This is a genomic window from Humibacillus xanthopallidus, assembly GCF_006716675.1.
GTDB classification, from domain to species: Bacteria; Actinomycetota; Actinomycetes; order Actinomycetales; family Dermatophilaceae; genus Humibacillus; species Humibacillus xanthopallidus_B.
Window position 1 is genome coordinate 168,142 of record NZ_VFPM01000002.1, and the last position, 12,465, is coordinate 180,606.

9 protein-coding genes are annotated in these 12,465 nt (G+C 66.1%); 8 read left to right on the plus strand and 1 reads right to left on the minus strand.

Annotated features, from left to right (window positions below; translation table 11 throughout):
* Window positions 1-180: 180 nt before the first annotated feature.
* Together FBY41_RS08685 and FBY41_RS08690 are read left to right on the plus strand one after the other, a co-directional pair.
* Window positions 181-1,734: a transcriptional regulator gene (locus FBY41_RS08685; protein ID WP_141843558.1), complete on the plus strand. Its 1,554-nt coding sequence runs from the start codon at window positions 181-183 to the stop codon at window positions 1,732-1,734.
* The gene (locus FBY41_RS08690) at window positions 1,731-2,072 is read left to right on the plus strand and encodes a signal peptidase I (RefSeq protein ID WP_141843560.1); all 342 of its coding nucleotides are present in this window, start codon (window positions 1,731-1,733) and stop codon (window positions 2,070-2,072) included. Before FBY41_RS08685 ends, FBY41_RS08690 begins: the two co-directional genes overlap by 4 nt.
* Window positions 2,073-2,100: 28 nt before the next feature.
* Here the strand turns inward: FBY41_RS08690 and FBY41_RS08695 are convergent, their stop codons facing one another.
* Window positions 2,101-2,586 carry an RNase H family protein gene (locus FBY41_RS08695; protein WP_141843562.1) on the minus strand — a complete coding sequence of 162 codons (486 nt, stop codon included), beginning with the start codon at window positions 2,584-2,586 and terminating at the stop codon, window positions 2,101-2,103.
* A gap of 1,030 nt (window positions 2,587-3,616) precedes the next feature.
* On the opposite strand from FBY41_RS08695, the gene mobF reads away from it, so the two are divergent.
* The 6 genes from mobF (at window position 3,617) to FBY41_RS08725 (ending at window position 12,351) form a co-directional block, all read left to right on the plus strand.
* Window positions 3,617-6,577 (plus strand): MobF family relaxase, encoded by a 2,961-nt coding sequence (gene mobF / locus FBY41_RS08700; RefSeq protein ID WP_260439660.1) that lies wholly within the window; start codon window positions 3,617-3,619, stop codon window positions 6,575-6,577.
* 635 nt (window positions 6,578-7,212) lie between these two features.
* Complete coding sequence (locus FBY41_RS08705) at window positions 7,213-8,250, plus strand: adenine-specific methyltransferase EcoRI family protein (RefSeq protein ID WP_141843564.1); 1,038 nt, start codon at window positions 7,213-7,215, stop codon at window positions 8,248-8,250.
* Between the two features lie 27 nt (window positions 8,251-8,277).
* Window positions 8,278-9,300 (plus strand): DNA adenine methylase, encoded by a 1,023-nt coding sequence (locus tag FBY41_RS08710; protein WP_141843566.1) that lies wholly within the window; start codon window positions 8,278-8,280, stop codon window positions 9,298-9,300.
* A 2-nt stretch (window positions 9,301-9,302) separates the two neighbouring features.
* Window positions 9,303-9,860 (plus strand): hypothetical protein, encoded by a 558-nt coding sequence (locus FBY41_RS08715; RefSeq protein ID WP_141843568.1) that lies wholly within the window; start codon window positions 9,303-9,305, stop codon window positions 9,858-9,860.
* 8 nt (window positions 9,861-9,868) lie between these two features.
* A complete protein-coding gene (locus FBY41_RS08720; protein WP_141843571.1) occupies window positions 9,869-11,050 on the plus strand; it encodes an AAA family ATPase in 1,182 nt (393 codons plus the stop codon).
* Window positions 11,035-12,351, plus strand: a complete 1,317-nt coding sequence (locus FBY41_RS08725) for a 5-methylcytosine restriction system specificity protein McrC (RefSeq protein WP_141843574.1) — start codon at window positions 11,035-11,037, stop codon at window positions 12,349-12,351. Before FBY41_RS08720 ends, FBY41_RS08725 begins: the two co-directional genes overlap by 16 nt.
* Window positions 12,352-12,465 lie beyond the last annotated feature (114 nt).

Below are 12,465 nucleotides of genomic sequence, written 5' to 3' on the forward strand. Positions count from 1 at the left end.
ATGTTGCGGTGACCACGCGAGGACGCGGGCCTTGCTGCGTGGCAGTAAGGTTCGCGGCGACTGGTGGCTCATGCCTCTCAGTCAGCCAGCCGGGCGGGGGCGACGCCATGAACGCGCGGTGCACCCGCAATGCACTCGGGGCGCGCTGCCTCATCACCGCTGCCTCGGGGGCGAGCAGTCGTGAGCGTTGTTGTCGCAGAGTGGCGCCCGGTCGAGGCATGCCTGTTGCAGCAGGCCCTGCGACTGACCAACGAGGCGTTCGCGGCACGTCTAGGGTCCGCCGCCCGGACGATTGCAAAATGGCACGCCAACCCGGCCATGAGGTTGACCCTCGATATGCAGCAGGCCCTCGACACAATGCTCGAGCGCGCCACCGAGGAGCAGCGGCTGCGCTTCACGCGGCTCGTGGCGCCACCATGGGAGAAGCAACCCGAACACCGTGAGCCCTGGCGGCGACGACTCAACGCTGACGGAGACGTCGCGTCCGCCCTCGACTGCCTCGACGGCATACGACAAGAGCCTCCTGGCACGACACGTCGCGACGTCGAAGAATTGCTTTGTGACGGTGGCGCGGAACGACTCCAAGCGCGCGTGCGCGCCCGGGGAAGTCTGGACAGAGCCGTGGTCGCTGACATCGTCCGGCACTTCTACAGCACGTCGCCAGCGGGCTTCGGCACGGTGGTACTCACGTTGCCCGGCATTCGAGAAGCAACGACACTGGTCGCTCGTGACGCCTGGCTGGACCCGCGGCTCGACCTCGAGTCGGGCAGCCAAGGCTTCCAGCTCGTCCACGAGCTGCCCAGCGTGGAGGTGCCCAAGACACCAAGCCTGATCCAGGCGGCGACGCTACGACTCGCCGAGATCCTTCTTGCCAGAACGAGATTCGTTGACGCGCCCGTCTATCGGATGGTGCGGAGGCCTGGGGAGGGCGGCGTGGTTGGCGCACAGTTTGCGCTCGACACGTTCGCGCGGTACGGCCTCACGTGGAATCTGCTCGAGGCTGAAGTGTGCGATCTGGCACTGGGGCTGCGTGACAACCTCCCCCTCCGTGAGCTCCTGCTGCCCTCGGCGACGGCCGTGCTCGAGCCGGCATCGCGGATCTGCGTCGGTGGCGCGCAGGCCCTATGCGCCTTCGCTCGGCCCCCTGAGGGCGACGCGCCGGCGGACTACTTGCTCCTCGTCCAGGAACGCAGCCCGCAGGTGGTCAACGCAACGGGACGATTGGCTGCGATCCCGAAGTGCTTCCATCAACCCATCAACGACGCCACCCGGGACCTGGGGCTTGGGCGCACGATGATGCGGGAGCTCGAGGAGGAGCTCTTCGGCCGCGACGAGCTTGATGCCGGCAGGGGAGGCAACACAATCGCCGACCCGATGCATCCGAGTCGGCTCAGCCCACCAATGCGCTGGCTGGTCGGCTCGCATCGATGGGGCATGGAGGGCACTGGCTTCGGCTTCAACCTCACAACCGGCAACTACGAGTACGCAGCCCTCATCGCCGTCCACGACGAAGACTTCTGGAACCGCTTCGGCGGCGTAATCGAAACGAACTGGGAGTCCTCAAGGCTGCGCACACTCTCAAGCCGCGACGGCCCCGGGATCGCGGCCGTCATGCGCGAGCCCGGCTGGTCCGACGAGGGGCTCGTCGCGTTCGCATTAGGGTTGAAGCGACTGGCCGAGCTGGACCCCGAGCGGGTTGTCCTCCCGCCCTTCGAGATCGGAGTTGAGACGTGAGCATCGCCGCTGGCAACGCGTTTGAGGACGGCAGTCCCTACCGGGGCTGGATCGTCGGGAACTTCATTGAGCCAGCGGACAACGTGCGCAACTCCTCGGACGTGGAGATCAAGTGGGGAGTCCACAAGGCCGGCGAGGAACGGGCGGAGTGGACCACGGGCGAGACCAGGACGTCGATCATGTTTCTCATCTCGGGTCACTTCGTGCAGAAACTGCCCGACCGCGAGGTCGAGCTGGCGAAGCCGGGCGACTACGTGATGTGGGGACCAGGGGTCCTCCACGCGTGGCAGGCACTCGAGGACTCCACGATGTTGACCGTCCGCTGGGGTGCTAGTTAGGAGTCGTCCTCGGCGAACGCCGAAGCCCTTACCACTTGCCGAATGACGTCGCTCTCGGCTTGACCAGGGCGAGATCGAGTGTGGAAGCGAGGTCGCAGGAGCGACCCGCCTGTGCTTTCTCGGCGGCTTCGGTGGCGAGGAGGTCGGCAGCCGTGTTCATGGGGGACGCGTTCGATGGGTCGTGGCCCGGGACCTTCAAGAACGTCACTGACCCAGCGCGGGAGTCGAGCTCCCGCCAGATGGCAACGATGATGTCGGCGTTGGCTACAGGCTGCTTCTTGGAGTTGCGCATCCCGTTGCGCTCCCAGTTGGCCCGCCAGGTCGTCGAGCAGTCGCGGGCATAGGTCGAGTCGATCTGAATGATGAAGCGCTCGACTTCAGGGTGGTCGCGCAGTGCGCTGAGCACAGCGTTGAGCTCAGCGACGTTGTGGGTGCCATGCGCCTGTCCCGAGGCGTGATAGTTGCCGTGCTCGTCGCCCATGCCCACCCCGCGGGGCCCGGATTTCCAATGCATGCCCCGTCGGTTCCGACAGTCAGCGCTTCGGCGGGCATGCAGGGCTCCTTCTCGCGGCGATGCTGCATGAGACCTCTACAGGCGTGTCTCGGCTCCAGAGCGTAGGCGCGACCAAGGACACGCCATGACCGACGGGGTTCTCGGGTGATTCTCGCCTTCCGGAACCTCTTGGCAGTCCTCGCCATTTTGCCGAGGGCACGCCCGACACCCCAACGGCCGCTGTGGACCAGCGTCACCCCGCCTGAGGGCGTCGCGAGCTACCCGCGTTTCGTCGATGGGGGGTCAGCTCGGGTCCGAGGAGCAGGGCGGCCCGAGCACGCCCAGAGGTTTGCACCAGTTCGGCTACAGCGGCGCTGAGCACCTCGTTGGCCGCGTCGAGCTTGGTTTGAACCCGATCTCGCGCTCGAGCAGCGAGCTCGACTGCTCTCAGGGCCTCAGTCTCGAGGCGCTGGGCATCCTGGAGCCGCTTGCGAGCGGCAGGATCAACTGGGAGTGGGCACATCGTCTACCTCCGGGGCTCAGGTTGTGATCGTCGCGAGGACGTTTCGTTTGGGACACCATTGGCAACTCATCGAACAGTTGTTCGACACGATGCCACAATGGGGCGATGGCAGGCGGGATGGGACGTGGGCGCGGCGTTCCGCTGTGGGACCGTCCCGTGGCCACGCCAGGACTCGCCTCCACAACGCCGAAGCACGCTCGCCGTCACTGTTGGGTGGAAGGACCCCCGGACAACCCGGGTCCCTGGCCGGGCGTCGTCGTCGAATGGCGCCACGATCCGAGCGACGCAGAGTGGTCCGCGCTTGTCGTCTACGTGGTCTCGGATGCCGTGAGCTCGACCACGGTGCACACCTGGTTGTCCGCGCGCTTCCTACGGCCAGCTGACGTGACCTGACCGAACGCCCCCTGGGGACGCCGCGCTAGGGCCGCTGCCGGGGCCGATCCCAGACACCACAACACTCGCTCTACACGTCTGGCACCCGCTCCGCGGGTGGACCGGTGGTGCCCCCGCGCCGCCCGTGACCGGTCCATGACGATGTCCATCAGACGGATGACGCCGGGAGCGGGGTACCGCTACCTGATGTCCTCCGTTGCCCGGATGGACCAGGCCGGCCCCGCGGCCGGGCTTCAGGCGTACTACGCCGCCAACGGCACCCCGCCCGGCTGGTTCCTCGGCGCTGGCCTCGCCGGCCTCAACAACGGCCAAGGCGTCCAGGCGGGCTCGGTCGTCACGGAGGAGCACCTGTGGCGGATGCTCGGCATGCTGCAGGACCCCGTGACCGGCGAGCAGCTCGGTCAGGCCCCTCCGACCCATCGTGCACAGGACGTCGACGACCTCGGCCGGCCGAAGAAGGCGCCGCAGACCGTCGCCGGATTCGACCTGACCTTCTCCGCGCCGAAGTCCGTCTCCGTCGCGTGGGCGCTCGCCGACGACCCCACCCGCGCCCGGATTTACGGCGCGCATCGCCGTGCGCTCGAGGCGGTCATTGGCTACGGCGAGAGCCAGGTCTTCGCCACCCGGATGGGCAAGGGCGGCGTGATCCAGGAGGACATCCGCGGCATCGTCGCGACCGCGTTCGACCACTGGGACTCCCGCGCGGGCGACCCCCAGCTCCACACCCACGTTGTGGTCCTCAACCGGGTCCAGGCCGTCGCCGACGGCGCGTGGCGCACGCTCGACTCGAAGGCGCTCTACCGCGCCGCGGTCGGCATGTCCGAGCTGTACAACGGCGTCCTCGCCGACGAGCTGACCGCCGAACTCGGCTGGGGCTGGACGCCTGAGCAGCGTCGCCGGTCGGCCGAACCGAAGTGGGAGGTCGACGGCGTGCCGCAGCCGCTGCGGGAGCACTTCTCCCAGCGCTCGAACGCGATCGAGACCGCCAAGGACGACCTCGTCGCCGCGTTCGCCAGGTCCCACGGGCGGCAACCTACTGCACGCGAAGTCATCAAGCTGCGCCAGCAGGCCACCCTCGCCACGCGCGAGGACAAGCACGTCCGGCCCCTGCGGGAGCTGATCAACAAGTGGAAGGACCGCGCCCGGCCTTTCGTGGGTGCCGACCCTGACACCTGGGTTGGAAATCTCACGAAGCTCACCCCACCACGGCTGGTCGCGGCCGTGAATCTCGACGACGGGATGCTGCGCGACGTCGCCACTGTCGTCCTGACCCAGGTCGCCAACAAGCGCGCCACCTTCACCCGCGCCAACCTGCTTGCCGAGACCTTTCGCGAGCTGCACGGGGTCCGGTTCGCCACCCCCGCCGACCGCGTCGCAGTCGCCGAGAAGACCGCGACGTATGCCGCCGAGCGTGCCGTCATGCTCACCCCGCCAGAGGTCGGCCGGGTTCCCGACGTGCTGAAGCGCGCGGACGGGTCGAGCAAGTTCCGAGCGCGCAACAGCGAGATCTACGCCACCCAGGAACTCCTGGACGCCGAAGCCCGCCTCCTCGAGGCAGCAGCCGCGCTCGACGCCCCGACCGCACCCTTGCCCGCCGAGCACAACCGGGCCGAGACGGTCGCCGCAGGCCGGAAGGTCCTCTCCGGGGAGCAGGCCGCAGCTGTCTCTGCGGTCCTCACGTCTGGTCGCCGGCTCGACCTGATCGTCGGCGCCGCCGGCACCGGCAAATCCACCACCATGGTCGGCGTCCGCGCCGCTTGGGAAGCAGCCCACGGACCCGGTTCGGTCATCGGGCTCGCACCATCTGCCGCGGCAGCGGAAGTCCTCGCCGACGCCGTCGGCGTCCCCACCGAGAACACCGCCAAGTGGATCACCGAGCACCGCCGCCTCCCCGAACGGCGCCAGGAGATCGAGGCGTATGCCGATCGGATGGCTGGCGCCTACCCCTCGCAAGCCACCCGGGAACTGCAGAAGCAGGCGGCCGCCAGCTCCGCGGCTTACGCCAGGTTCTGCCTGCGGCCGGGTCAGTTGGTGATCGTCGATGAGGCGTCCATGGCCGCCACGATGGACCTGGACTACATCACCACCGCGGCTGAGCGGGCGGGCGCGAAGGTGCTGCTGGTTGGGGACTGGGCGCAGCTGTCTCCGGTGCAGGCCGGGGGTTCGTTCAAGTTGCTCGCCGACACGCGGCGGGACGCGCCCGCGCTGCACGACGTGCGCCGTTTCCGACACGAGTGGGAACGGGTCGCCTCGCTCAAGCTCCGCGCGGGCAGGCCCTCCGTCGCGGCTGCCTATATGGGGCGCGGGCGGGTCGAATCTGGCAGCCGTGAGGACATGATCGACCTGATCTTCGACGGCTGGCTGACGGATGTCCGCGCTGGGCGGGCGTCGCTGATGCTCGCCGCGGACGCCGAGACCGTCGCGGACCTGAACGCCCGGGCCCATGCGTATCGCGTGGAGGTAGGTGAGGTTGCTGCGGAGGGGGTGCGGGTGGCCGAGGGTGTCGTGGTCGGCGTGGGTGACGTGGTCGTGACCCGACACAACCAGCGTTCCCTCGTGACCGGAAGAGGGTGGGTCAAGAACGGTGACGACTGGATTGTGCAGTGCACCGAACGTGACGGATCCATGCGGGTGCAGCGCGCCGGCGGGGGAGCGGTCGCCCAGCTGCCGGCGACCTACGTTCAGGCGCATGTCGAGCTCGGCTACGCCAGTACGGCGCACCGCGCGCAAGGTCGCACTGTCGACACGGCGCACGCTTATGTCAGCACAGCTACGGTACGTGAGCCGCTCTACGTGATGGTCACCCGAGGCCGCGAATCGAACCGGCTTTACGTCGACACCACCTACGACCCGGACGCGTCGACCACCCACGAGGGCGTGACCCAAGCGGACCCGGGCGAGGTCCTTGCGCACGTCATCAGCGCCAGCGGCGCCGAACTATCCGCGACGGCCACCCGTCAGGCCGAGGAGGCCGCAACACACGCAGAGTCGCGCGTCATGGCCGAAAGTGCAGTAGTGGCCGCACGCCACCGCGCCGTCAGATCGGTCTCTCCTTCTGCGGATCGGCCCTACCTGGCCAACGGGCCTATGATTTGACGTTCCATGCCTAGCTTGAGCCGCCCGGCCGCGCCTAGATCGCTGGTGCAAACGGACGAGCCTGCCCCCTGACCCTTCTGTGCATGCGTGGTGCACTTCCCTCGCATCTGAACGGAAGCCAGCTTTGGCCCGGAGCGCAGGCGCCTGAGAGGCGTGCACACGGGCGAGGCGAGAAGTCTTGCCCCCCAACGCGGTCGGGCGTGAGCTGCCTCTGTGCCCACCGTTCGCGCAACGGAACGCGCCGAGGGGCCGGAACCCGACGACCCCCTCTCACCGACCGCCAGTCGACGGCCGGACAGGGCGTAGAGTCGCCAGCTGGCCCAGTCCGCCCGAAGCCAAGATGATCGACAACCCCGACGCCTGCAAGGGCAAACAGACCTGGTCCGGTCTGTCACGTCGTTGTCCCACGCCGAATATCGTCCGGCCGCGAGCAGGGCCCGAATGTCTCGTCGGCGCCGATGTGCGGGTTCATGCCGTCGATCGGCTTTGGGCGCGGCATCGCGAGCTGGCGTCGTCCACAGACAGCGATCTGCCCGCCCTCGCCGCGGGTCGCCGCGAAGCCGTCGGTGCTCCTCGCTAGTCTGCGTTCCACAGCTGGGCAACGAGAGGCACCCGGGAGCGGAACGAGGAGAGCGATGACGATCACCACCCGGAACCGAGACTTCCGCGAAGCGCGCAGGGCCAAGGCCGATGAGTTCTACACATCGCTCTATGACATCGAGCTCGAGCTGAAGCACTACCGGCCCCACTTTGAGGGCAAGGTCGTCTACTGCAACTGCGACGACCCCCGGGCCAGCAATTTCTTCCGCTACTTCGCCGCCAACTTCGAGCATCTCGGCCTGAAGAAGCTCATCACTACCTGCTACCGCAGCCGGGACGCCAGCCAGTTTGGCCGCGACGACTCCGACCACGCTGTCTATCTGGAGTACAACGGCGAAAGGAGCGACAGTAGGATCCCCGCCGCCGAGGAGATTGGCATCGAGCCACTCGCCGGCGACGGCGACTTCCGCAGCGCCGAGAGTGTCCAGCTGCTTCAGGAGGCCGACATCGTGGTAACCAACCCGCCGTTCTCGCTGTTCCGCGAGTACGTCGCGCAACTAGTTGAGCACCAGAAGCAGTTTTTGATCATCGGAAACATGAACGCCCTGACCTACAAAGAGATCTTCCCGCTCTTTCAGCACGACCAGATGTGGTATGGGCCGAGCATCCGCAGTGGCGACCGCGAGTTCCGTGTGCCGGACGACTACCCCATAACCGCGGCGGGCTCACGGATCGACAGAGACGGCCGCAAGTATGTGCGGGTGAAGGGCGTCCGCTGGTTCACCAACCTCGACTACACGGGGCGACACGAGGACCTGAAGCTCCATCGGACCTATAGCCCACACGCCTACCCGAAATATGCCAACTTTGACGCGATCGACGTCAGCAAGACCATGGACATCCCCGCCGACTACGAAGGCCCCATGGGTGTGCCGATCACCTTCCTCGACAAGTACAACCCGAGTCAGTTTGACATTCTCGGTTCCAGCAAGACGCTTGGCCGTCCGATGTCAGGGATCGCGAAGAGGGGCACCTATCAGCAGGGGGGACCCCGCTTCTACCTGCCTAACGGCGACGGCACCTACCGCCGAATGTACGACCGCATCGTTATCAAGAACAAACATCTGACATGACCAGGTCCACAAAGCAGAAAGGTAGCCATGTCGTATCGCTACCTCGGTAACAAGACTCGGCTGACCGACTGGATAGTCGGCGAAATCGCTCGAATTCTGCCAGTAGGTTCGACTATCGCCGACCCGATGTGTGGTACCGCGGCTGTCTCCATCGCTTTGGCCCGGGCTGGCTACGCTGTCACGGCGGCCGATGCGCTGACCTTTCCCGTCATCCATGCACGCGCTCGTCTCCTAGCCAAGCAGCCACCGGCATTCAAGGCGCTTGGCGGGTACGTGAAGGCCCTGCACTGGATGCGCTCGGCCGCGCCTATGGAGGGCTACTTCTTCCGGGAGTTCGGCGAGGGTGGCAAGCCCGCCAACGGGCGGCCGCCACGGCTCTACTTCTCGGCGACAAACGCCGCACACATCGACGGCGTCCGAGACGGCATCCGGCAGCTGGCGGCGGCCGGTGTCCTAACAGAGGTCGAGCACAGTGTGCTGCTGCATCACCTAATTCTGGGCGCCAACAAAGTCGCCAACATCAGCGGTACCTATGGGTACTTCCTGCGCAAGCTCTCCCGCTCGGCCCTTCAGCCCCTGGCATTCGAGCCGATCGAGTTTGAGCCTACCCCGTGCCATCACACGGTCCTCCAAGGTCCGGTCGAGCAACTCGCCTCAACTCTCACGACTGACGCCGTGTACCTCGATCCGCCGTACACCAAGCGCCAGTACGCCGGGAACTACCACGTGTTGGAAACATTGGCTCGCGAGGATGAGCCGGTCGCCGCTGGGGACGGCGGGCTCCGGCCGTGGACGGACCAGGCATCTGACTTCTGCTATCGCCGCAGTGCCGGACAGGCCTTCCGGGAGACGCTCAAACGACTCGAAGTGCCGCACGTGTTCATCTCGTACAGCGAGGACGGCCAAGTCCAGGAAGATGAACTGTTGTCGATCCTGAGAGACTTCGGCAAGGTCACACTTCATGAGCAACCCCACGCCCGATACCGCAGCAACGACCGTGTTAAGGATGGATCAGTGCTGGAGCGGCTGTACCACGTTGAGGCCTTCTGAGCATGGCGCAGAAAATAAACATCGACCGCATCTGGTGGCGCAACGTCCAGCCCGGTGAGTTCTACAACATCGAGCGACACCATCAGATCCAGGGAGGCGGCGGGTCTCTCTACATCGAGATCCCGAGCTCGATGGTGCCCGCCACCCTCGACTTCCTGGACGCAACGGGGGCCAACGTAGATGCGCTCCCGGTCATCACGATCCATGCCGGCGTCGTCGGGCAGCCCGGCCTGGCTGGTCCTATTGAGTTTCAGCGAAAGCAAGGCAGTCGGATGCGCATCGCGCGTCAGAACCGCCAGCAGCCCAACTCTCAGCGGCATCCGGCGTGGACCGCTGCCCGTGGCTTCCCGACCGCGCCGGACGATGTCCGGAACAAGCAGGAGGCGCTGCCGTACTTTCCCGAGGGCGGCCTCCGCGTCTACATCGCCAAGACCGCGGAGGGCGACTACTATGCCGGGTTCACCAAGGGGTCGCGTCCAGCAGACATGAAGCCCAACGACCCGATGTGGGATCTCTACCCTGAAGGCAGAGTTGTGGGCGGTGTGATCGATGCGGACTGAGGTAGGAAGTGGCTGACAAGATCGACGACATCCTGTCGTCTTGGCGCGCCGGCCGGAACGCGCTGCTCTACGGCCCCCCGGCCACCGGGAAGACCAGGCTAATCAGCGAGCTGTTCACCGCTCTCAACAAGCCGCCGGAGGCGCATCACGGCATCCTTCTCGACGTCGCCGACGCCGAGAAGCCGTTCAGTCGGCCTGAGCAGGAGATCACCATCCCCCAGCCCATCAAGGTCGTGTGGACGACCTTTCATCAGTCTTACGGGTACGAAGACTTCGTGCTAGGGCTGCGGCCAGAGATCACGTCCCAGGGCGCGCGACTGCAGCCGTGGGCCGGGATCTACCTCGATGCAGCACTCGAACTCGCGGACACCGACTCCGAGTACAAGTCGGTCGTGATCTTCATCGACGAGATCAACCGCGGTAACGCCGCCCGCATCTTCGGCGAGTTCATGACATTCCTGGACTTCGACTACCGCGACGGGGGCAGCGTCCCCCTTCCACTGCCACTCCGGCAGCTGACCTACGAGGAGGGTCAGAGCGAGGAGATCCGCCGGCCCGGTGGCAGGACGAGCAGGATCCCAGAGGGCTTCACCTTTCCCAGACACGTCTACATCGTCTCGACGATGAACAGTGTCGACCGAGCGGCCGTTCCAATCGACAGCGCGCTTGCGCGCCGATTCGACAGGATCGAGATGCGCCCCGACCTGCACGTCCTTGCCTTGCACTGGGACATTGACGAGACGGCTATTCCCACCCCGACGGAGGACAACTGGGAGGCGCTCGGCCCGTTCGAGACCGCGTACCTCCTCCTCGACCGCCTCAATGTGGCGATCGCCTCCGGTTTGGGCCCCGAGTTTGAGTTGGGCCACGGGCTGTTGACGCCTGTGCTGGCCAGGAGGACGGCCGACGACGGGACCCTGCAGCCAGCTGAGGAGAAGGACGCCTGGCGCAGCCTTGCCAAGACTTGGGACGACGTCCTCTTCCCTCAGCTCGAGGACCGTTACTCCGGTCGACCCGAGCAGCTACTGGATCTTTTGCACGTCGATACTTCGCCCACTACTGGCGGATACGCTTGGACCCTGCGGACCGCCAAGGGCGGCACGGTCGAGACCCGCGCGCTCGCACCCGTCCGGGTGAGTGAACTAGATATAGACGTCATCAAGAGGTCCTTCAGGTGGCTGACGCGGTAATCGCCTCGCCGCGCATAGAGCTCCAGGAGTACGGCGCTCCGGTGGTCTGCGAAGTCGCGGACCTTGATCTTCACGCACTCGCCGAGGCAAACAAGCGCTGGGGCAGGGCGCTGGGCCTCCGCGGCGACCCCATCCAGGTCGAAGACATCGGTGACGGTCTCGTGAGGCTGCGGGCCGAAGCCGTCACCGGCGTCGTTCGAGTAGGCGACACGGACATCGAGATTGCCCCCAAGTTCCTGAGCACTGCCGACGGCAGCTGGCAGACGGTACTTTGGCGTATCCTCACGGTCGTCGAAGGCGGTCATGTCGATGACACGCTCACGACCGCCCATGAGCTCGCTTCTCTTTCCATGCCGGACCTGCTCGCCGAGATGTTCCTTGCGTCCTACGGCAAGGGCGCTGCCCGCGGTCTGCCCCGCGGGTACTTGACCGAACAGGCGACCGGCACCGCGCTCCGCGGCAGCTTGGACATCTCACGCCTCGGGGACTGGGTGGCTCGCCCGTGGGAGCTTCCTTACGTCGCCGATCACTTAACCGACGACACGCCGCTCGCGCGGCTACTCCACTGGGCGGCCGCGTGTCTGGCCGCAACTGTCAAAGCGCCCGGACGTGCTCGAGCAGTGCGCGAGATTGCGGCCGGCCTTGCCCATGTTGGGAGGCAACCCCCCCACCTGCTGGATGCGCAGCGAATCACCCTTGGTATCCAGCACCAAGGCCTCGAGGCTGCGCGGGTCGTCGGGCTGCTGCTTCTCGAGGGCGCGGGCGTTCACCACGCTAGCGGCGACCACGCCCTTTCCGGTTTCCTCTGGAACTCCGATGTGATCTACGAGAACTACGTCTACTGGCTGTGCCAGCGGGCAGCGAGCCGCCGGGGCGAACGCGTCAACAAGGGCGCGATCAGGTTCGGCGAGGTCATCGCGGGTGAGGGATCCAAACTGGAGACGACTCCCGACGTGGTCTTCCGTGATGTCCAAGGGCGAGCGGTCGCCGTCACTGACTCAAAATACAAGCGCCTCGGCACGCGACCCAAGGCGCCGGACACTTACCAGGTGTTGACCGCAGGCCACGTTCTCGGCTGCCAGCGGGTCTCGCTGACCTATCCGGTCGCTGCGGACCGTGCACCGACCGTGTGGCGGCTATCCTCCGCGTTGGGAGGCAGTGACATCGAACTGGCCGCGCTCCCACTTAACTTGATGTCGTTGGCGCTCCAAGCCGGACACCAGTCACTTATCAACACGATCAGCGACTGGCTCGCCAGCGACATGTTTTCCGAAACCACAGTTCACGAGAGCGGACGCTAGCGTCGCTGGAGCATCGGAAGACTGGGCTAACCCCATGGGATATCAAATGGCCGATCGTTGCGATTTGACGGCGCGCATCCACACGACTATGCCGCATGTACCTCGAAGACCCGT

Bases quoted from the DNA above. Each gene is read 5' to 3' on its own strand.
- FBY41_RS08695 (WP_141843562.1), bottom strand. From the start codon at position 2,586: ATGCATTGGAAATCCGGGCCCCGCGGGGTGGGCATGGGCGACGAGCAC.
- mobF (WP_260439660.1), top strand. From the start codon at position 3,617: ATGACGATGTCCATCAGACGGATGACGCCGGGAGCGGGGTACCGCTAC.
- FBY41_RS08705 (WP_141843564.1), top strand. From the start codon at position 7,213: ATGACGATCACCACCCGGAACCGAGACTTCCGCGAAGCGCGCAGGGCC.
- FBY41_RS08710 (WP_141843566.1), top strand. From the start codon at position 8,278: ATGTCGTATCGCTACCTCGGTAACAAGACTCGGCTGACCGACTGGATA.
- FBY41_RS08715 (WP_141843568.1), top strand. From the start codon at position 9,303: ATGGCGCAGAAAATAAACATCGACCGCATCTGGTGGCGCAACGTCCAG.